This window comes from Mesorhizobium sp. M1295 (assembly GCF_040318135.1).
In the GTDB taxonomy this organism is placed as follows: Bacteria; Pseudomonadota; Alphaproteobacteria; order Rhizobiales; family Rhizobiaceae; genus Mesorhizobium.
The window spans coordinates 190815-211738 of record NZ_JAMYLU010000009.1; the positions used below are offsets into that span (position 1 = coordinate 190815).

The window sequence follows — 20924 nt, forward strand, 5'->3', positions numbered from 1 at the left end:
AGCCGACCATCAATGTCGGCTGATCCTTCCTATCCTGGGAGGAGATGTCATGGCAGTACAGATCGCAGCCGCGTCGCGCAGCGGGCTGAGATCGGCCTTGCCGCTGTTGGCGCCTGCCTATCTCTGGCTGACGGTTGCAATTTTCCTGCCGCTCTCGGCCATGGTCTTCTTCTCCTTCATGACCGATCTGCCGCTATCGGGAAAGCCGTGGGCATTCACGCTCGAAAACTATGCCGCCTTCTTTTCACAAAGCCTTTACCTGACATTGCTGGTGGCCTCGCTGCGCCTCGGCCTCGAGGTGACGCTGTGGTGCATCGTCATCGGTTATCCCGCCGCTTACGTGCTGGCCAAGGTGCTGAAAGGCCGCAGCCGCGAGGCGATTTTCCTGCTCGTCATCCTGCCGTTCTGGTCGAACGGGCTGGTGCGCATCTTCTCGTGGGCGATGGTGCTGCGTGAAGGGGGCATTCTCGACACAGCGCTCAACGCCGTGCTGCCGTTCAAGATCAACATTGATCTCATGTATTCCTATCCGGCCGTCATCATCGGGCTGGTGCACTCCTACGTGCCTTACATGGTGCTGACCTGCTATCTGACCCTGCAGGCCATCGATGACTCGCTGATCGAGGCTGGGCGCTCGCTCGGCGCCTCGCGGCTGCAGGTGCTGAAGCGGGTCATCATTCCGCTGTCGATGCCGGGGCTAGTGGCGGGCGCAGTACTCATCTTCGTGCCGGTCGTTGGCTCGTTCATGGAACCGCGCATCCTCGGCGGCCGCACCGGCACCTTCTACGGCACTGTCATCGAGGACCAGTTCGTTGCCGTGTTCAACTGGCCGCTGGGTGCCGCACTGTCCTTCATCCTGCTGGCTGTGGTGCTGGTCATCCTGGCGGTTACTTCGCCGGTGCTGCGGAGGGCCGCTTAGTGGCGACGACCCGAATCCTGGAATGGCTCGGCCGGGTCTACATTCTGATGCTGCTCGCCTTCCTGTACCTGCCCATCATCATCATGGCGCTGATGTCATTCAACGTCTCGCCCTTTTACCAACTGCCGTTCGAGTGGACGACGGAATGGTATGCCTCGCTCTGGCAGAACAATCAGCTGATCGCGGCCACGCGAAACAGCGTCGAGATCGCCGTCATCACTACCATCATCTGCACCGCGCTCGGCACCGCGGCGTCGCTAGGGCTCTATCGCTACGACTTCCGCGGTAAGAAATTCCTGCAGGCGCTGCTGTTTCCGCCGATCGCCATACCGTGGCTGATCACTGGCACGGCGATGCTGATTTTCTTTTTCGGCGTTGGCATCGGCCGCGGGCTGCATGCCATCCTGCTCGGCCACGTGGCGTTGGCGCTGCCCTATGTCATCGTCGTCGTCTCGGCCCGGCTGCAGACATTTGCGCCAGAGCTCGAAGAGGCGGCGCGCTCGCTCGGCGCCAATCAATGGCAGGTGACGAACCGCGTCACGCTGCCCTGGATCATGCCGGGCGTCATTGCCGGCGGGCTGTTCGCCTTCGCCGTGTCCTTCGACCAGTTCGTCGTCTCCTACTTTCTGTCGACGCCCGGCCAAACGACGCTGCCGGTCGAAATCTACGCGGCGATCCGCAAGGGTTTCACGCCCGAGATCAATGCTGTCTCGACGATCATCATTGTTGTGTCGATGGCGCTGATGCTGCTGACGGCGCGCTTCTTCAAATTCGGCGGAGAGAAATAATGGCGGGCGTGCAGGTATCGAATGTGTCGCGCAGTTTTGGCGCGCACAAGGCGCTGGACGATGTCTCGATCGATTTCGCCGACGGCGGCTTCTACGCCCTGCTCGGTCCCTCCGGCAGCGGCAAGACCACGCTGCTGCGCCAGATCGCAGGCTTCGACTTTCCCGACTCTGGTCGCATCTCCATAGGCGGCGAAAGTGTTGAGCGGGTGCCGGTGGAGAAGCGGCGCATCGGCATGGTGTTCCAGAACTACGCGCTCTTTCCCAATATGAGCGTCTCCGACAATGTCGCCTTCGGACTGTCGGTGCGCGGCGAGCCCAAGGCAGTGATTGCCAGCGAGGTGCAGCGCGCACTCGACCTCGTGCAACTCGGCACGCTCGGTGGTCGCCGGCCGCACCAGCTCTCCGGCGGCCAGCGCCAACGGGTGGCGCTCGCTCGCGCGATCGTCACCACGCCGCGCGTGCTTCTCCTCGACGAGCCGCTCGGCGCGCTCGACAAGGCGCTGCGCGTGGACATGCAAATCGAATTGAAGCGTATTCAGCGCGAGATCGGCATCACCACGATCTTCGTCACCCACGACCAGGAAGAAGCGCTGACGATGAGCGACCGCATCGGCATTCTGCGCGATGGCAAGCTGGTGCAGGAAGGCCCGCCCGAGGAGATCTACGATCGGCCGAAGAGTGAGTTTGCCGCCACCTTCCTGGGCGACGCCAACATCCTTCGCGGCAACGCCACTGGTACGGGCATCCGGCTGCCTGACGGAACGGGGATTGCCGCAGGCGCGGGGGCTACGCTTGTCGCCGGCATGAAGGCGAGCTGCGCCGTGCGGCCCGAACGAATCCGCATCGCCACCAATGCCGGCGTTCCGGACCGAGCCCATGCCAACATGCTCACGGGGCGGGTCTCCAAGCGTATCTTCGCCGGCAACAACAGCACATATTTTGTCGATCGCGATGGCCAGACAATCAAGGTCATCGTGCAGAACACCGGCATCGAAAAGCTGGCGGAAGGACAACAGGTGGTGCTGCGCTGGTCGTCCGAGAGTACGGTGCTGATCGACGCGAGCTAGCAGATCCAATCCTTCAGTCTTGCCAGGCGGTCGGCAATCGGGGAAAGCATGGTCGGGCAAACTCCGAAGCGGAATGCTCGATGCCCCTTGAATTGAATGCGGGCGACCAGTCGATGCTGCATGGCGAGCAAGGCTCGGCAGCGGCTGCCGCCATGAAGATCCTGGTCGCCTTCGCGAAGGCGGTCGACGCGCGCAAATTGCTGGACATTGCCGGTGCCCATATCGACGGCTGCCTCTATCACGGCCAGGCCAGCCTCGATTTCGTCGAAAGGCTGATCGAGGGCGGCGGCCGCGTTCGAGTGCCAACGACGCTGAATGTCGGCTCGTTCGATCTGATCCATCCTGGACTGGTGAAGATGACAGCCGCGGAAGAAGTGCCGGCGCGCCGTCTGATGAAGGCGCATCTGGAACTCGGCTGCCAGGCGACTTTCACCTGCGCGCCCTATCAGACGCGGTTTCGGCCAGGGTTTGGCGAGCAGATTGCCTGGGGTGAATCCAACGCCATCGTCTTTGCCAATTCGGTGATCGGTGCGCGGACCAACCGCTATGGCGATTTTATCGATTTGTGCTGCGCAATCACCGGGCGCGCGCCAGCCTGGGGGTTGCACCTGATCGAAAACCGGCGTGGCCAGGTACTGTTCGAGCTGACTGGCGGCCTCGAGCCTACCGACGCCCTGTTTGTCGGCGTCGGGCTGATCGTCGGGCAAAGGAGTGGCGACCGCATTCCGGTGATATCGGGCCTGCCGCCGCCGCGCGACGAGGACCAACTGAAGGCGCTGGGGGCGGCGGCGGCAACGACGGGCGCGGTGGCGCTATTTCATGCCGTCGGCATCACACCGGAGGCGAAGACCCGCGATGAGGCGTTGCACGGCCTGGTGCCGGAGCAAAAAATCCGTATCAGCTGCGCCGACATCGACCATGCTCTGGCCAGGCTATCGAGCGTCCCCGACGGTGTGCTGCTTGCCGCCGTCTCGTTAGGCACGCCGCATTTCTCCTACGAGGAATGGATGCGCCTGTTGCCGTTGCTGCGCGAGGTCGCGCCGGGCAGAGGCGTTCCGATCTATGTCAACACAGGGCGTGCCACCCTGGCGCGGCTGCAGGACGAAGGCGCACTGGCCGGCATGGGAGCATTCGGCCTCGTTCCGGTCGCCGACACCTGCACTTACGTCACCACGATCATCGAGCGGCTCGACGGTGTGGTGATGACCAATTCGGGCAAATGGGCGCATTACGCACCTGGCAATATCGGTGTCTCGGTGGCCTTCGGTGACATGGAGGACTGCGTCCGCTCGGCTGCTGCCGGCCGCGTCGTGCGAGGCGCGCCATGAGGGGGCCGGACAGAACAGGTACATTCCACCTTGCCGGCTCGGCACAAGGCCCGGCGCTGGTGCTTTCGCAGGCGCTCAGCTTCTGGGGCGGAATCGACGTCGAAACGGGCGACATCATCGACCATTCGCACCCGAACCTCGGCGGCAACATCGCCGGCAAGATCCTGGTGATGCCGAGCGGGCGGGGGTCGTCGTCCTCGTCTTCGGTTCTGGCCGAAGCGATCCGCAGGGGCACGGCGCCGGCCGGCATTATCCTGGAGCGGCCGGACCCGATCCTTGCCGTCGGCGCCATCGTTGCCGAATTCCTCTATGAAATCAGCATGCCGCTGGTCGTCTGCGAGATATCAGGCATTGTCTCCGGCGACCGGATCGCAATCGATCTGGGCGAAGATGCCCAAGCGATGGTGAGCAAGATCTAGCCGGCCATCAGTCCCGCCGCGCCCCGCCGCCAGTAGGCTGCCGCCAATGTTTCGTTGCGGCCGAGCGTCAGCGTGCCACGCCAGTGTTCGCGCACGGTCCTGGCGGCGGCTGCTTCGGCCGCGAACCAGCCGAATGCCGAACCGGTCGGCCATGCGACCGACCGGATGGCGCGCGCCAGCCTGTCGTCGAGCCCGGCCGGCACGCTATTTCTCGGCAGCCAATGCAGCTCGATACCGGTCTTGTTGTCGATGGCCTGCCGTTCGCCGTCGTCGGCGATCTCTATGAAGGCCACGCCTTTGGTCTCGGCGGGCAGCGTCTCCAGCATGCGGGCCAGCGCCGGCAGGCCGGTTTCGTCGGCGCCCATGAGATACCATGATGCCGGTCGTACCGGACGGCCGACCGGCCCCATGATGCCGATCTTCATGCCAGGCGCCGCCTGCATGGCCCAGCAGGCGCCGACGCTGTCGCCGGGATGGATGAGGAAGTCGACGTCGATGATGCCGTTTTCGACGTCGAGGGCTCGAATGGTATAGACGCGCGCTACCGGGCGCCTGTCGTCCGAGGGCCAGGCCGGCAAGCCATTGCTGCCAAGCACGGGCCAGAGCGGATCGGGGACATCCCTGGTCGGGAACAGCATGCGGATATGCATGCCGCCGAATTTTGCGAAGCGCGTCAAATCCTCGCCGGCGAAGCGGATGCGGCGCATATGCGGGGTCAGGTCGCCGACCTGGGTGACGACCATCTCACGGAACTGCGCAAGTCGGGTTTCTTCGGCGAGATCGCCGGTCCAGACGATCTCGGGTTTTTCTTCCTTGGCATAGACTTCGACAGCGGTAGCCAGCAGGTCCTTGATGCGGGCCAGCCCATCGCGGTCGGCGGCGTTGGCCCGCATCACCAGCCGCTCCATGTCAAGGGACGCGTCGCCGAAGGCGAAGCGGAAGTCGAGCCGCTGCCCCTCGCGCGAGGCATCGGCATCGAAGCTTTGCAGCCTGTCGCTGATGCGGTCGATGTAATGCGGCAGGTTGCGCAGGTTCAAGCGCGCTTCGCAGGCCAGTCCGCTCGCTGATGCTTGCCTCATTCTCAACCTCCGATCCTGCCTGTGAGCGCCACCTTGAAGGTGCGGCCCTTGCCCTGTTCCGTTGCCGCCGTCGTCGACCAGGCGCTTTGCGGGTCGGTGTAGGCGGTGTTGAAGACGTTATCGACGCCGAAATCGAGCTTGGCATGGTCATTGATGCGCCAGTTGGCAAAGACGTTGACCAGGTCGAAGCCTTCATCGACCACGGGCGGCGCGTCGGGGTTGGTGCGGCTTGTCCGGGTGATCTTGCCGACGCTGAGATATTGCGCACCGACGGTGAACTGGTCCTCCAGCATGCGGAAACCGACGGTCGCCGAGAAGCGGTCGAGCGGCGTGTTGTTCAGCGCCTGGCTGGAGTAAACGCCGCTGACGACCTTGGCGTCGATCAGGGCGCCGGCGAGGTTCACGAAACCCCAGCCATAGTCGTAGACGGCCTCGGCCTCGATGCCCTTCAGCCGTGCGTCGCCGATGTTGATCGCCGTGCGCGGCAACACAGTGAGGTCGACGTCGATATAATCTTCGACGGCGGTGTGGAAGACGTTGACCTTGGCACGAAACAGGTCACCCGCGGCCAGCACATCGTCATATCTAAGATTGATCCCGGCTTCCCAGTTCTTCGCCGTTTCGGGCTGCAGAAGCAGGTTGGGCTGGTAGCTGTCGCCGCCGCCATGCGCGCCGCCGCCGCGGTAGACGTCCTGCAGGCCCGGCGCCCGGTAGCCTTCCGAATAGGTGCCGTAAAGCTGGAAACCTTCCAATGGCGTTAACCCGACGGTGAGGCGCGGCGACCAGCGGTCGCCGGAAATCGAGGCTTCCGCCGGCGGCACGGTCTTTGTCTCACCGTCGAGTTGATAGCCGTCATAGCGCATGGCGGCGATGAGCTGCAGCCAGTTCTCATAGTCGCCCTGCCATTGCAGGAAGCCACCATAGCCCTGCTGTTCGCCGGCGCCGAAATGCGCGGCGTCCGACGAAGCCTTCAGATAGTAGTAATCGAGGCCGTAGGTGAGGGTGTGAGCGATCTCCCAGGCATCGAAGCGTGAGGAGTTCTTCAGGTTGAAGCCGCTCGTGGCGACGTCGTAGTAGCGGAAGTTGCCGATCGCCGTTGCCGGCCAGACCTGCGTCTGCTCGGCGCGCGTGCGGTTGTGGTAGGCGTTGACACTGAGGTCGACCAGCTCGTTGTCGTCCGGCCTCCACGTATAGCCAGCCGTATAGGTCTGGTTGGTCGTGTCGGTGTCGTAGCGGCTCAGCGTCGGCGAGGTCGAGCCGCTCGATCCGGTGACCTGGTCGCCGTAGCGCTGCAGGATCGCGCCGAGCTTGAGCTCGTGGCCGTCGGCGGGCCGCAGGGTCGCCTTCATATAGCCGCTGGTGATGCTCTCGCCGGTCCACGGCACGGTGTCGCCATTGCCATCGGTGTAGCTGTCGCGGTCGCGGTAAATGAGGTTGCCGATGATGTCGGCGTCGTCGCTGAAACGGTAGGCGCCGGTGGTGCTGGTGGTGAAGCCGTCGCCATTATCCTCATAGCCCAGCTTCTCGCTCAGCGCCCAGCGTTCCTCCTGCTTGAGGAAATCGCCGGCATCCCTGGTCTCGAAGGAGACGACGCCGCCGATGCCGCCCGAACCATAGGCATTCGAGACCGGGCCGCGAATGACGGTCGCTTCCTTGATCAGTTCCGGCTCGACATAGAACGAGCCCGAGCCGTGTCCGACGCGCCAGTAATCCTGGCGGGCGCCGTCGAGCGTCACCACCACGCGGCCATATTGTTCGAGGCCGCGAATGTTGATGGCGGTCGCCGGATCGTCGCCGTTCATCGAGGCGGCAACGCCGGGCGTGGTGCGGAACATGTCGGCGGCGGTGTCGGGCTGGATGCGTTCGAGCTCTTCCTGATCGACGGCGCTGATGGCGGCCATCGATTCGATGATCGCCGTCTTGATCATCGTCGCCGAGATGGTGATCAGGTCGAGCACGGTCGGCTCGTTCTGCGCAGTTCTAGCCTGCTGGGCGACCTTGACCGGCCGGTCGGCCTTGGCGGCGGCGCCTTTCTTCTCCGGCTCCTGCGCGGCGGCCAGCGGCGCGGCACACAGGCCGAGCGCGAAGGCGACCGCGGTGCTCGCCATCAAGGTTTTGTTGCTTGTCAGTTTCATGCGTGCAGCCCCCGGAAAAAGCAAAGATTGCTGGCGGTGGCCGTTGGCCTTGGCTGGCATGATGGAGAAGCCTCGACACGCGGGCCGGGCAGGGTTACTTATTAAAACATGATGATAATAGTCAACTTAATTTTACAGGCCGCGACCATGACCGAATTATCTCAAATGGAGCAGCGAAACGGCGGGCTCTGCAGCGGTAGACGGTGGAGGCAGACGCGCTGGTTTCAATTGGGCGGGATGGTGACGGTGCTGATGCTGGCGCTTTCTGCTCTTGCGCCGTCTTGCGGCTTCAAGGCGCTGGCCGCCGAGACGGTTGTCGATGCATCGGGGCGCACCGTCGCGACCGGTCCGGGAACCAGGATCCTGACACTCGGTTCCGATGTTACCGAGATCGTCGATGCGCTGGGTGCCGGCGAGCGGATCATCGCCGTCGATCGCGGCAGCAAATATCCCGCTTCCGTCGCGCAAAAGCCCAATGTCGGCTACCGGCGCCAGTTGTCCGCCGAAGGCTTGGTTGCGCTTCGCCCGGACCTGATCCTGGCGGCCGAAGACAGCGGGCCGCCGGAGGCGATCGAAGTGCTCAAATCGCTGGCGATCCCGATTGTCCTTGTCCCGGAAGACAACAGTCCTCAAGGCATCGACCACAAGATTACGTTGATTGCCGCCTCGCTCCACCTCGAGGACAAGGGCAGGAAGGTTTCAAGGCAAGTGCTCGACGCCTTCCAGGCCGCTACCGACCTCGCCGCGAAAATGCCGGCCGAGCGACGCAAGAAGGTGGTGTTCTTCCACGGCCTCGTGCGGCTGAGTGCTGCCGGTGCGGGCACTGCGGCCGACGCGATCATCCGCTATGCCGGCGGCATCAATCGATGGCCGTAATGCAGGGTTACAAGGCAGCGTCGGAGAAGAAGCTGATCGAAATGGCGCCCGACGTCATCCTGATGATGAGCGACGGCAAGGGCGGACCCACCGCCGAGCAGGTGTTCGCCACGCGCGCGCTGAGCGCCACGCCGGCGGCGAAGGCAAAGGCGCTGATCGTATTGGACGGCGCCTATATGGTCGGCTTTGGCCCGCGCACCGCCGATGCAGTCCGCGACCTGGCGCAGGCGCTGTATTCGGAGACAGCAGACGCCGACTAAGTCATGAACTTTATGACGTCATGTTCAGTGGGTACTCGCGCCCCATCTGCCCCAAGCTTCCGTTCAGATCTCCGGGATGCTTTCCCTGAAGATCACCTGCAGCCTTGGCTGGTGCAGTTCGTAAGGCAATCCCCTGACCGCATGGGTCAAGGTGTTGAGCGCTTCGCGGGCTTCGACGCGCGGGTTCTGGTCGATGACCGCGTCGAGCGTGCCGTCGAGCAAAAGCTCCTTGGTGCCTTCCGTTACTTCATGGCCGAGAAAGACCGTCGACAGTGCACGCCCGCGTTCCCGTAGCGCGCGGGCGATGCCGGTGTTGCCGGCGCCGACATTGTAGATGGCGGCCAGGTCCGGGTGCCGATCCAGCAGGGCGGAAGCCTCCGAATAGGCCTTTTCCCGATCGTCGAGCATTTCGCGCATCTCGACGATCTGCAGATTGGGCGATTCTTCCGTCAGTATGTGGCGGAAGCCCATCTCGCGCTCTTCGTGGCCGCGGTAGGAGAGCGAACCGGCGAACAGCGCGACCTTGCCCGGACGCCCTGCACCCATGAAGCGGTTGAGCAGGTAGCCGGCGAGCCGGCCGGCGGCGCGGTTGTCGATGCCGATATAGGCGACCCGCGGCACATGCAGGATGTCGGAAGCGATGGTAACGACCTTGACCCCGCTGGCCGAAAGCGAGCGGATCGCCTCGCGCACCGTCGGATGGTCGAGTGCGATCACACCGACGCCTTGCGTCTGTCCGTGCAATTCCTGCAGCAGCCGGGCAAGCCGGTCCGGATTGAAGCCTTCGATAGTGGCGACGCGGACGTCGAGGTCCGGCCGCGACTGCGCCTGCGCCTCGATCTGGCGGTGCAGCATCTTGATGAAGGAATTGGTGCCGGCGGGCAGGGCGAAATCGAGCCGTATAACCTCACCAGGTATCGCGTTGCGCGAGTTCGGATTATTCGAATTTTCAGCGATATAGCCAAGCCGTTGCGCCGTTTCGAGCACGACCTCGCGGGTGCGCGCCCTGACCCCGGCGCGGTTGTTGAGCACACGGTCGACCGTAGCGGCGGAAACGCCGGCTTCCCGGGCTATGTCTGTCAGGGTGGACCGCACTGTCGATCACCTCATTCCAAAATGCGCCAAGGGCGCATCGAGATTACGCATTTCATGGGTCCGCTGTCGAAGCGGCAGCTTCATCGCCAGCCGCGATTCTGATGGGAAATGATGTAACCAGCCTTGGCCGATACGCAAGCTGCCGCGCTACACCAAAATGCCGAAACGGACCAAAGCGGGGAGGTGGGCAGCCTGGCTCCCTCAAATTCAAGCACCGGCTTCAGTGTGAGTGCCTTGATACACGCCATTCGTCCCCTCCCATGAGATGTTATGAGGTGTCTTGATTATTTATGATGTTGACAGGCTTCGTATAGTGCCGTCAATATCCATCATAAGGGCCGTGGAGGAACAAGGCCCTGAGGGAGGAGTTCCAATGTCGAATTTGATCCGCGTGTCGCGGCGCCGTTTGCTGGCGTCCGGTGGAAAGGCGGCAGTCCTTGTTGCTGCCGCAGGTATCGCACCGAAATTCATTCGCCCAAGCCGTGCCTATGCGGCCGATGCCCTGGCGCCCGGCATGATCGGTGGCCCGACGGGCTTCGACGGCTCGGAGCGCTATCAATATGGCGCCGACACGCCCGAGGGCCGCGCCATTGAGGCGGCCAAGGCGATGAAGGGCGCCGGCAAGGCGCCGGCCAAGATCGTGCTTGGCCTGTCCGATGGTTCGATCGGCCAATTGACACAGCCGTTTCCGGCCGGTGCGCCGTCGATCAAGGATCTCTGGGAGAAGGAAACCGGTATTCCGCTCGAGATCGTCGGTGTGCCGAATGGCCAGGAATTCACCAAGACGATGCAGGACATCTCCACCAAGGGTGGGGCGTATGACATCTACGCGGTCGAATGGAACCGTCTTGGCGACCTCGCCGAAACCGGGGGCATCCTCAAGCTCGACGACTTCGTCGCGCAGTACAAGCCGGAATGGGACGATCCCGAGCGCGGCTATGTCAATGGCGCCAAGGGCGTCTCGCTGCTCAATCAGTATCGCGGCTCGACCTATGGCGTGTCGCTGGATGGCGACTTCCAGACCTGGGTCTACCGCACCGATCTGTTCGGCGACGCAGCCGAGAAGAAGGCCTTCTCCGACAAATACGACTATGAACTGGCGGCGCCGAAGACCTGGAAGCAGCATGACGAGATCGCAGCCTTCTTCCAGCGCCCGGACAAGGGCCTGTTCGGCTCGACCGATCTGCGCAACCAGGGCTGGGGCTATACCAACTGGTATCAGCGTTATGTCTCAATGGCTTCGCCCAATCAGTTCTTGTTCGACGATACCGGCAAGCCGCTGATCAATTCGGAGCAAGGTATTGCGGCGACCAGCGAGTACATCGCGTCGCTTGCGCACCATTCGCCGGATGCGATCTCCTGGGGCTGGCCGGAGCAGTACGGCAATTTCGCAAAGGGCGGTGCGGCCATGACCTGCGCCTTCTCCAATCTGCCGAAATTCCTCGATAATGCCGGCAACAAGGATTCAGCTGTCACCGGCAAGATCGGCTCGATGCTGCCGCCCGGCCGCGAGATCGACGGCAAGCTGGTCAGCCGTTCGGTGCTGTGGCTCAATCTGTCGGCGTCGGTGTCTTCGCAGGCCAAGAACCCGGAGGCCTGCTACCTGTTCCTGCAATGGCTGGGATCTAGTCGCATCTATGCGTGGATGACCGCCAACCCGGGCGGTTACTTCGATCCGTTCCGGCTGTCGGATTTCTCCGATCCGCTGGTCCGCCAGACCTATCATGCTTACCACATGGACGTGGTGCGCGAGACGGTCGCCCGCACCGTGCCCACCATCAACTATCCCGGCGCCACCGCCTTCCACAATGCGCTGGACGAGAACCTCGTCGCCGCGCTGACCAAGGCCAAGACAGCAGAGCAGGCGATGGCCGACACCGAGGCCGAGTGGAAGAAGATTGCCCGCCGCACCGGCGAGGAGAAGCTTCTCGAAGCCATCAAGACCAACAAGGAGGCCTGGCCCACCGTTCTCGATCCGATCGCCTGATCCTCCCGGATCTTACCAAAGAGGGGAGGAGTGATTGCTCTTCCCCTCGATAACGAAGGACCCAGCAAAGCCGCAAGATGAAGCGTTCAGTTCCTTTCGAGATATTCCGCTATGCCGCGATCTTTGCGGCAATGGCGGTGACGCTGGTGCCGATCCTGTGGATGATGTCGATGGCGTTCAAGCCGATCGCCGAATGGTCGGCGACCGGCGCCGACCTGACCTGGTGGCCGAAGAACCCGACACTCAGCAATTTCCGCTTCGTCTTCGGTGAATCGACCAACAATCTTATCGTCGCGCTCGACCGCACAGCTTTGAAGCCGATCCTGTCGTCGCTGCTGTCGGCCACGTTCGGCACGGCGATCGCCATGTCGGCGGGCACAGCGGCGGCCTACGGGCTGTCGCGCTTCAACTCGGGCCAGAACCTGCCGCTGGCGCTGATCCAGCTTCGCCTGTTTCCGCCGATGGCGGTCATGACCCCGGTGATGATCATGTGGGCCTTCCTCAACTTCACCGACAGCTGGTGGGGGCTGTCGCTGATCTACGGCATCGTCACGCTGCCTTTCGCCTTCTGGCTGATGAAGACCTTCTTCGACGACATGCCGCGCGAGATCGAGGAGGCGGCACTGGTCGAGGGCTGTTCGCGGTGGCGCGTCTTCACCCGCATCACGCTGCCGATGATGCGGGCGCCGCTGGCCAGTGCCGCGCTGTTCGTCTTCATCCTCAACTGGTCGGACTATCTGATTGCGCTGCTTCTGACGACGCGCGAATGGGTCACGGTCCCGGTCTACATGGCCTCGCTGTCCTCCTCGATGACCGGACAGCTCTACGGCGCCAAGGCAGCTCTCGGCCTGATCGCCGCGGTGCCGCCGGTGATCATGGGCATCGCCATCCAGCGTCATCTGGTGCGCGGGCTGACCTTCGGGGCGCTCAAGCAATGAGCTCGGTGACAGCCACGATTTCGGAGGGCGACATGCAAGCCTCCAAGGCGGCGTCGGTGTTGCCGGACGAGGGCGCGCGGCTCGGATTCCGGCTGACCCTGCCGGCGCAGATCCTGGTGCTGTTCATCGCCGTCTTCCCGCTGCTGATGCAGCTCTACATCAGCCTGACCGACTGGTCGCCGCTGTCGGGCACCGGCTGGTGGAATGCCTGGTCGATGTGGAACAGTTTCGCCAATTACACCGACCTTGCCGCGGACGCGCGCTTCTGGAGCGCGCTGAAGCGCACGGCCATCGTCATGATCGTCTGCGTGCCGGCGGAGTTCCTGCTCGGCCTCGCGCTGGCGACGCTGTTTGCCGACGAGTTTCCCGGCAAGCGGATCTTCTATTCGATCCTCTTGATGCCGATGATGGTGGTGCCGGCGGTGGCCGGCTACATGTTCTTCATGCTGTTTCAGTCGGGCGGCCCGGTCAACGACATCCTGTCGGCGATGTCAGGCTTTCCCGTCACCATCGCCTGGCTCTCGGATCCGACGCTGGCGCTGATCGCGGTGATGGTCGCCGACATCTGGCAGTGGACGCCGCTAATGTTCCTGATCCTGCTTGCCGGCCTGGTCGGCGTGCCGGAGGACCAGATCAAGGCGGCGACGCTGCTCGGCGCCAACCCCTGGCAGCGCTTCGTCACCATCGTGCTGCCGAAGATGAAGACGATCATCATCATTGCGCTGGCGATCCGGGTGATCGAGAACTTCAAAATATTCGACACCCTCTACATCATGACCGGCGGCGGTCCCGGGGTCGCTACCGAAACCATCTCCGTTTACATCTACAAGCTCACCACGCAGGACCTGATCTGGGGCTATGTGGCGGCAATCGCGCTGGCCATATTGATCGTGCTGTCCATCGCCGCTGTGTTTGCCATGAAACGCATGGCCCGGGTACGCGAGGTGGCGGCATGAGCACGATCCATCTGCAAAACCTTGTCAAGAAATTTGGCGACTTCACTGCGCTGCAGACGATGGATCTGGCCATTGCCGACGGCGAGTTCATGGCGCTGCTCGGGCCGTCCGGCTGCGGCAAGTCGACGACGATGAACATGATCGCCGGCATGGAAGAGCCGACCAGCGGCAAGATCCTGTTCGGCGAACGCGACATGGCCGGCGTGCCGATGGGGCGGCGCGGCGTCGGCTTCGTCTTCCAGAACTATGCGATCTTCACTCATATGAGCGTGCGGCAGAACCTCGCCTACGGCCCGAAAATGCGTGGCGCACCAAAGGCCGAGATCGACCGCCGCGTCGGCGCCATTGCCGAGATGCTGCAGCTGACGCCGCTGCTCGACCGCAAGGCCGACCGGCTTTCGGTCAACATATTGCAGCGGGTGGCGATTGGCCGTTCGGCGATCATGGAGCCGGCGATCTTCCTGCTCGACGAGCCACTGTCCAATGTCGACGCCGCCTTCCGGGCGGTGATGCGGACCGAATTGAAGCAACTGCAGCGGCAGTTCCGGCAGACCATGGTCTACGTCACCCACGATCAGCTCGAAGCGATGACCATGGCCGACCGCATCGCGGTGATGGACCACGGCGTGCTGCAGCAGGTCGGCACGCCACTGGAAGTCTACAACAACCCGGCCAACGTCTTCGTCGCCCGCTTCATCGGTGCGCCGGGCATGAACCTGCTCAAGGGCTGGTTGGCGGAAAGTGACCGTGGCCTGGTCGTCGATCTTGGCCCACTCGGGGCGACGCCGCCGCTGCCGGTCGAGATCGCCAATGCCGCCAGCCGGATGCGCGGCGAGGTGTTTTATGGCTTTCGACCGGAGCAGGTGACGCTGGCCGAAAGCGGCCGTGGCCTCTGCATGCCGGTGAGTTTCGTCGAGCGGATCGGCGCGCGCACCATCATCCATCTTGGCGAGGGAGAGACCGCGGTGAAGGCGGTGTTCGACAATGATGTCGGGCTGGCGATCGGGCAGACAGCCGTCGTCGCGCCTGCGGCGGAGGCGGTGCGCGTCTTCGACGCCGCTACCGGCCTTGCGTTGAGAGCAGGTTGAGATGGCCGATATCGTTTTCCGTAATGTGACAAAACGCTATGGCGGCACGCTGGCTGTCGACGATGCCTCGTTCGCGGTCAACGACAACGAGTTCTTCTGCTTCTTCGGGCCGCCGCTGTCGGGCAAGTCGACGATACTCCGTCTGGTGCTCGGGCTGGAAACCCCGGACACGGGCGAGATCCTGATTGGCGGCAAGCCGGTCAACACGGTGTCGCCGGCGGAGCGCAATGTCGCCATGGTGTTCCAGAATCTGGCGCTGTTCCCGCATATGAGCGCGCGCGACAACATCCGTTTTCCTTTGGTCGAGCGGAAGGTGGCAGAAGCCGAGATCGAAAAACGCGTCGCCGATGTCGCGGCCAAGCTGCATATCGGACATATCCTGCACAAACCGCCGGCGCAGCTTTCCGGCGGTGAGCGGCAGCGGGTCGCGATCGCCCGCGCGCTGGTGCGTGATCCCGCCGCGTATCTGATGGACGATCCGATCTCGGCGCTCGACGCCCGGCTGCGCGAGGAGACGCGCGTCGAGCTCAAGCGCATCCAGCGCGAGCTCGGCAAGACGCTGATCTATGTCACGCACGACCAGGAAGAGGCGATGTCGGTCGCCGACCGCATGGCCATCCTGGAGAGCGGCAAGATCAGGCAGATCGGCGCGCCTGCCGAGATCTATGACCGGCCGGCCAGCACCTATGTGGCGCGGCTGCTCGGCTCGCCGATGATGAACATATTGAAGTCGGTGCACGGCTCGGAAGGCGTGGAGGCGGCCGAAGGCACGATCCGCATCGCGGACAAGGCTGCGCCGGCCGATGCCGTCGAGATCGGACTCAGGCCGGAAGACATCAAGGTCAAGGCCTGGTCGGATGGAATCTCCGAGGGGGGCGCGGGCCGCCCGGCGCGAGTGTTCGAGGTCGAGCCGCTCGGCGGCTACACCGTGGTGACGCTCGCCGCCGGGCAGGCGCGCCTGCGGGCGCTGTTGCGCGGCCAGCCGGACATCAGGCCGGACGCGATGGTGGCGATATCCTGCGAGCCGGGCAGGGTGCATTATTTCGGACAAGGCGGGGGAGCGCTGGCACGATGACGGCGGCTGCAAGGAACGAGCTTCGGGAGGAACATATGGCAAGTAACGGCTTCGAGCCGGACGTTAAAGTCCGCACCAGGGAATACAGGATCGGCTGCGTCGGCGCCGGTATGATCATGGCCGAATGTCACCTTGCCGCCTACAAGGAAGCCGGTTTCCCCGTGGTGGCGATTGCCTCGCGCACCAAGGCCAGCGCCGAGAAGGTCGCCAAACGCTGGGATATCCCGACCATCCACGACACGCCGGAACAGCTCATCGAGGACAAAAACGTCGAGATCATCGATCTTGCCTTTCCGCCGGACCAGCAGCCGGCGCTGATCCGCCATGCGCTGAACCAAGCACATATCAAGGCGATCCTGGCGCAGAAGCCACTGGCGCTGTCGCTCGATGAAGCCGTCAAACTGCGCGACGAGGCGGCCAAGGCCGGCAAGATCCTCTCGGTCAACCAGAACATGCGTTACGACCAGTCGATGCGCGTCTTGAAGCAGATCATCGACAGCGGCGCGCTCGGCGACATCGTCTTCGCCCAGATCGACATGCATGCGATCCCGCACTGGCAGACCTTCCTCGAGGACTATGACCGGCTGACGCTCGCCAATATGAGCGTCCACCATCTCGACGTACTGCGCTTCCTGTTCGGCGATCCCCTGGAGATCACCACCCTGACCCGCAAGGATCCGCGCACCCGCTTTGATCATTCGGACGGCATCATCGTGTCGACGCTGCGGTTCCCGTCCGGCGTGTTCGCCGTATCGCTGGAGGATGTCTGGTCCGGTCCGCGCCAGGAGGGCTACCAGGACGACCAGCACATCAACTGGCGCGTCGACGGCACCAAGGGTGTCGCCAAAGGCACCATCGGCTGGCCGACGGGCGCTGCGTCGACGCTGACCTACGCCTCGACCGAGACCACCGATGGTCAATGGGTGACACCCAGCTGGGACACGATGTGGTTCCCGCATGCTTTCATCGGCGTCATGGAGCAGCTTCAGCACGCGGTTAAGACGGGCGAGCCGCCAGCGCTGTCCGTCGCGGACAATGTCAAGACCATGGCGCTGGTCGAAGCCGGCTACCGCTCGATCGACAAAGGCCGGACGGTCAAGCTTTCCGAAATATCAACTGACTGAATCACTTACAGGGAGGAATTCACACCATGATGCAGGCAGGTATTTTCACGGGTTATTTCCCGTATGGCCTCAAGGAAACCGCGCAGAAGATCCGTGCGCTCGATTTCAACACCGTGCAGCTCGACCTGCATTTCAGGGATATCGACCTGTCGTCCGGGCAGATCACCAAGGACAAGGCCAAGACCGTCCGCGATACGTTCCGCGACCACAATCTGCCGATCTGCTGTGTGTCGGGCTACACCAACATCATCCATCCGGATATGGGCGAGCGCGAGAGGCGCGTCGGCTATTTGAAGGAGATCATCCGCAACGCGCGCCATTTCGGCACCCCTTACGTGATCTCGGAAACGGGTACCTACAACACCGAATCCGACTGGGTGCATCACCCGAAGAACAAGACCGAGGAAGGGTTCGAGGAATGCCGCAAGGTCATCGCCGACCTTGCCCAGACGGCCTATGACCACGGCGCGGTCTTCCTGCTCGAAACCTATGTCAACAATGTCGTCGGCTCGGTCGAGGAGACGGTGAGGATGTTCGCGCAGGTCGACCACCCAGGCCTCGGCCTGTTGATGGACCCGACCAACTATTTCGAAACCCACAATATCGACCGGATGGATCAGATCCTGAACCAGGTGTTCGACACGCTGACCGACAAGATCAAGATCGCCCACGCCAAGGACGTCAAGCGTTCCGGCGGCGACAAGTCGGAGAAGCACGCAGACATTGGCGACGAGGACGCGCTGGAGAGCCACACTTTCCGCGGCGTCGGTGAGATCGAGCTGCCGGCGCCCGGCCTCGGTTCGCTGAACTACGACCTTTATCTCAAGCGGCTGGCCGAAAAGCACCCGAACATCCCGGTCATCATCGAGCATCTTTCGGAAGACGACGTGCCGCGCGCCAAGAAATTCCTCGATGGGAAATTCCGCGCCAACGGACTGTGATGGCGCGGTTCGGCTACGAAACAAGGGAGGAAGAGAAATGTTGAAATTCGGGTTGAAAATCGCGGCTGCCGCGACGGTTCTAGCCGGTGCAACGCTGGGTACTCCGGCGGTGGCGCAGGACGCCCAGAAGACGTTCTACCTGTTGTCGCATGGCGGCCCGTCGGATGCCTTCTGGATCGACTGGAATGCCGGCGCGACCAAGGCCTGCGACCAGCTCAAGGTGACCTGCAAGATCTCGTTCAGCGGCGGCGACATGGCGGCGCAGAAGGAAGCCTTCAACTCGGCACTCGCCGCCAAGCCGGACGGCATCGCCACGACTTCGGCGCAGCCCGGCCTGTGGACCGAGGAGGTCAAGGCAGCGAAGGCGGCCGGCATCCCGATCGTGTTCTTCAACACCGACGATCCGGCAACCGGCCGGCAAGCCTATGTCGGCGCCGACCTTAGGGAAGCCGGTGTCATCTGGGCGAAATATCTGGTCGACCACAAAATGGTGAAGCAGGGCGACAAGGTGTTCCTGCCGGTCGAAGTGCCGGGTGCCAGCTACCAGCAGCTCGAGACCGAAGGCATTGCCAGCGTCTTCGATCCGCTCGGCATCAAATATGACGTGGTCGATTGCGGCACCGATCCGGCCGGCATCATCGCCAAGATGACGGACTACATGGTGGCCAACAATCCGCCGGCAATCATCGCGCTCGGCGATTCCGTCGCGGCCAGCGTCAAGCGGGTGTTCGATGGCGCCGGCGTGCCGGCCGGCAAGATTCCGGTCGTCGGCTGGGGCAATTCGAAGGAAACGGCCGAGTCCGTCAAGGCCGGTTTCGTCAACGCGGCTGCCTGGCAGTTCCCGTCGGCGCAGGGCTTCATGCCGGTGGCGCTGCTCGGGTTGGCCGCCGCCGGCGAACCGATCGGCTACGACATCCACACTTTCAGCCTCTACGACGCCTCGAGCGTCGAACCGATCCTGAAACTCTACAACAAGTGATTGGAACTGACGCTCGCCGCGCAGGCGGCGGGCCTCACCCTGGCGTATGGTTCGAGCTGTCATGACAATTGCCGCAGAAGAGGAAATGCCGCGTGCCAAACGCAGGTCGAGCCTGATCCGCTCGCCGCAGTTCTCGTCGCTCGTCATCCTGATCGTCCTGCTGGCGGTGTTCGCGATCGCCGATGCGAACTTCCTGTCGCCGCTCAACATCTCCAACATGATGGCGTTCCTGCCCGAGCTCGGCATCATCGCGCTCGGCATGACGCTGCTTCTGACGGCGGGCGAGTTCGACCTTTCGGTCGGTGCTGTGTTCGGACTGGCGCCGGTTGTCGTCATGCTGCTGGTGCAGAACGGCGGGGTGGATATTGGCGTGGCGCTGCTGGCCGGCCTGCTGCTCTGCATAGCGATCGGTGCGATCAATGGGCTGATCGTCACCAAGATCGGCATCTCCTCCTTCCTGGTGACGCTGTCGATGCTGCTCGTGGTGCGAGGCGCGGCCCTCTACATCACCCAAGGCTTTCCGCTGAAGTCCTGGGACCAGCCCGGGTTCTTCGTGACGCTGTTGGCCGGCAGCTTCAATATCGGAACGTTCCGTTTCTATACCTCGCTGTGGTGGTTCATCGGCCTGTCGCTACTGGCGATCTATGTGCTGCGCTACGCCAAGCTCGGCAACTGGATCAGCGCCATCGGCTCGAACCGTAACGCCGCCGTGGCGCGTGGTGTGCCGGCCGATGCGGTCAAGATCTGGCTGTTCATCCTGACCTCGGTGCTGGCCGGTCTCGCCGGCATGATCAGCGCCTTCCGCATTTCTGCCGCCTCGCCGGTGGCAGGCACCGGCTACGAGCTCGAAGTGATCGCCATGGTGGTGGTCGGCGGCACCGCGCTGACCGGTGGGCGAGGCACCATTTTCGGCACCATCGTCGGCGCGCTGATGCTGCGCAGCATCCGCAACGGCATCGTGCTGATCGGCGTGCCTGGGCTCGCCTACAACATCTTCGTCGGCGTCATCATCCTTGCCATGCTCATTCTGCACGCTTTGCTGCAGAAGAACGCCGCCAGGAGCTGACCATGGAAGTGCTTCGGCTGCACAACCTGCAAAAGTCCTTCGGCAGCGTCCGCGCCCTGAAGAGCGCCTCCTTCACGCTCAACGAGGGCGAAGTGGTGGCCTTGCTCGGCGACAACGGCGCCGGCAAATCGACGTTGATCAAGGCGATCTCCGGGGTGTTTCCGGTCGACCGCGGCGACATCTATGTGCGCGGCCAGAAGGTCTCCATCCGCTCGACGCGCGATGCGATGGATCTCGGCATCGAGACCATCCACCAGGACACCTCGCTGGCACCGGACCTCAGCATCGCGCGCAATCTTTTCCTCGGCCGCGAGCCGGTCAACCTCAAATGGCTGGGTGTGTTCGCGCCGCTCGATCTCGCGCAATTGCGCGATGCCGCCTCGGCTCTTTTGAAGCGCGTCGGCATCTCGAAGAAGCTCGACGCCGATGCGCTGGTCAGCACGCTGTCGGGCGGCGAACGCCAGTCGATCGCCATCTCGCGCGCCATGCAATTCGCCGCCAAGGTCATCATCCTCGACGAGCCGACCAACAATCTCGGCGTCGAGGAAACGCACGGCGTGCTGCGCTTCGTCAAGGAAGTGCGCGACGCCGGTCACTCGGTGCTTTTGATCACCCACAACATCCATCACGTCTTCCAGGTCGCCGACCGCATCATCGTCATGCGGCGCGGCGAGATCGTCGCCGAGCAGACGGTCGCCGACACCGACCTGCTGACCGTGGAAAGTATCATCACCGGCGCCGACATGTCGGCCCTGCTCAAGGAGACGAGAGCCAAGTGAAGGACGGGAGCAAAGTGAAGGAACT

Annotated in this window: 20 protein-coding genes; 17 read left to right on the forward strand and 3 right to left on the reverse strand. The window is 63.2% G+C overall.

What is annotated here, in order from left to right:
• Positions 1–49 precede the first annotated feature (49 nt).
• The 5 genes from NKH29_RS15400 (at position 50) to NKH29_RS15420 (ending at position 4521) form a co-directional block, all read left to right on the forward strand.
• Complete coding sequence (locus NKH29_RS15400; RefSeq protein ID WP_352481611.1) at positions 50–919, forward strand: ABC transporter permease; 870 nt, start codon at positions 50–52, stop codon at positions 917–919.
• On the forward strand, positions 919–1707 hold the full coding sequence (locus NKH29_RS15405; protein WP_031194613.1) for an ABC transporter permease: 789 nt from the start codon (positions 919–921) through the stop codon (positions 1705–1707). The genes NKH29_RS15400 and NKH29_RS15405 overlap by 1 nt, the downstream gene beginning before the upstream one ends.
• Positions 1707–2774 (forward strand): ABC transporter ATP-binding protein, encoded by a 1068-nt coding sequence (locus tag NKH29_RS15410; RefSeq protein WP_352481610.1) that lies wholly within the window; start codon positions 1707–1709, stop codon positions 2772–2774. The genes NKH29_RS15405 and NKH29_RS15410 overlap by 1 nt, the downstream gene beginning before the upstream one ends.
• A gap of 80 nt (positions 2775–2854) precedes the next feature.
• Entirely contained in the window at positions 2855–4102 is a 1248-nt protein-coding gene (locus NKH29_RS15415; RefSeq protein ID WP_352496039.1) for an aconitase X, read from the forward strand.
• Positions 4099–4521 carry an aconitase X swivel domain-containing protein gene (locus NKH29_RS15420; RefSeq protein WP_023721289.1) on the forward strand — a complete coding sequence of 141 codons (423 nt, stop codon included), beginning with the start codon at positions 4099–4101 and terminating at the stop codon, positions 4519–4521. Before NKH29_RS15415 ends, NKH29_RS15420 begins: the two co-directional genes overlap by 4 nt.
• On the opposite strand, the gene NKH29_RS15425 is transcribed toward NKH29_RS15420, so the two are convergent.
• Positions 4518–5600, reverse strand: coding sequence for an SIP domain-containing protein (locus NKH29_RS15425; protein ID WP_352496041.1), 1083 nt, complete (start codon positions 5598–5600; stop codon positions 4518–4520). The two genes, NKH29_RS15420 and NKH29_RS15425, sit on opposite strands and share 4 nt — an antisense overlap.
• Positions 5601–5602: 2 nt before the next feature.
• Entirely contained in the window at positions 5603–7735 is a 2133-nt protein-coding gene (locus tag NKH29_RS15430; RefSeq protein WP_353000043.1) for a TonB-dependent hemoglobin/transferrin/lactoferrin family receptor, read from the reverse strand.
• Positions 7736–7987: 252 nt separating this feature from the next.
• Between NKH29_RS15430 and NKH29_RS15435 the strand changes: the two genes are divergently transcribed.
• Both NKH29_RS15435 and NKH29_RS15440 read left to right on the forward strand, forming a co-directional pair.
• A complete protein-coding gene (locus NKH29_RS15435) occupies positions 7988–8611 on the forward strand; it encodes a heme/hemin ABC transporter substrate-binding protein (protein ID WP_352589782.1) in 624 nt (207 codons plus the stop codon).
• Positions 8602–8871, forward strand: coding sequence for a hypothetical protein (locus NKH29_RS15440; protein ID WP_353000045.1), 270 nt, complete (start codon positions 8602–8604; stop codon positions 8869–8871). The genes NKH29_RS15435 and NKH29_RS15440 overlap by 10 nt, the downstream gene beginning before the upstream one ends.
• A 63-nt stretch (positions 8872–8934) precedes the next feature.
• On the opposite strand, the gene NKH29_RS15445 is transcribed toward NKH29_RS15440, so the two are convergent.
• Positions 8935–9966, reverse strand: a complete 1032-nt coding sequence (locus NKH29_RS15445; RefSeq protein ID WP_023721287.1) for a LacI family DNA-binding transcriptional regulator — start codon at positions 9964–9966, stop codon at positions 8935–8937.
• Positions 9967–10339: 373 nt separating this feature from the next.
• On the opposite strand from NKH29_RS15445, the gene NKH29_RS15450 reads away from it, so the two are divergent.
• The 10 genes from NKH29_RS15450 (at position 10340) to NKH29_RS15495 (ending at position 20899) form a co-directional block, all read left to right on the forward strand.
• A complete protein-coding gene (locus tag NKH29_RS15450) occupies positions 10340–11953 on the forward strand; it encodes an extracellular solute-binding protein (RefSeq protein WP_352481602.1) in 1614 nt (537 codons plus the stop codon).
• A 77-nt stretch (positions 11954–12030) separates the two neighbouring features.
• Complete coding sequence (locus NKH29_RS15455; protein ID WP_023721285.1) at positions 12031–12891, forward strand: carbohydrate ABC transporter permease; 861 nt, start codon at positions 12031–12033, stop codon at positions 12889–12891.
• Positions 12888–13847 carry a carbohydrate ABC transporter permease gene (locus NKH29_RS15460; RefSeq protein WP_023721284.1) on the forward strand — a complete coding sequence of 320 codons (960 nt, stop codon included), beginning with the start codon at positions 12888–12890 and terminating at the stop codon, positions 13845–13847. The genes NKH29_RS15455 and NKH29_RS15460 overlap by 4 nt, the downstream gene beginning before the upstream one ends.
• Entirely contained in the window at positions 13844–14935 is a 1092-nt protein-coding gene (locus NKH29_RS15465; protein WP_352788637.1) for an ABC transporter ATP-binding protein, read from the forward strand. The genes NKH29_RS15460 and NKH29_RS15465 overlap by 4 nt, the downstream gene beginning before the upstream one ends.
• A gap of 1 nt (position 14936) precedes the next feature.
• Positions 14937–16010, forward strand: coding sequence for an ABC transporter ATP-binding protein (locus NKH29_RS15470; RefSeq protein WP_353000047.1), 1074 nt, complete (start codon positions 14937–14939; stop codon positions 16008–16010).
• 35 nt (positions 16011–16045) lie between these two features.
• Positions 16046–17134, forward strand: coding sequence for a Gfo/Idh/MocA family protein (locus tag NKH29_RS15475; protein WP_353000049.1), 1089 nt, complete (start codon positions 16046–16048; stop codon positions 17132–17134).
• A gap of 26 nt (positions 17135–17160) precedes the next feature.
• Entirely contained in the window at positions 17161–18075 is a 915-nt protein-coding gene (locus tag NKH29_RS15480; protein WP_023721280.1) for a sugar phosphate isomerase/epimerase family protein, read from the forward strand.
• Between the two features lie 37 nt (positions 18076–18112).
• Positions 18113–19054 carry a sugar ABC transporter substrate-binding protein gene (locus NKH29_RS15485; protein ID WP_353000051.1) on the forward strand — a complete coding sequence of 314 codons (942 nt, stop codon included), beginning with the start codon at positions 18113–18115 and terminating at the stop codon, positions 19052–19054.
• A gap of 61 nt (positions 19055–19115) precedes the next feature.
• Positions 19116–20120 carry an ABC transporter permease gene (locus tag NKH29_RS15490; protein WP_245278679.1) on the forward strand — a complete coding sequence of 335 codons (1005 nt, stop codon included), beginning with the start codon at positions 19116–19118 and terminating at the stop codon, positions 20118–20120.
• Positions 20117–20899, forward strand: a complete 783-nt coding sequence (locus NKH29_RS15495; protein WP_352481708.1) for an ATP-binding cassette domain-containing protein — start codon at positions 20117–20119, stop codon at positions 20897–20899. Before NKH29_RS15490 ends, NKH29_RS15495 begins: the two co-directional genes overlap by 4 nt.
• Positions 20900–20924: the final 25 nt, after the last annotated feature.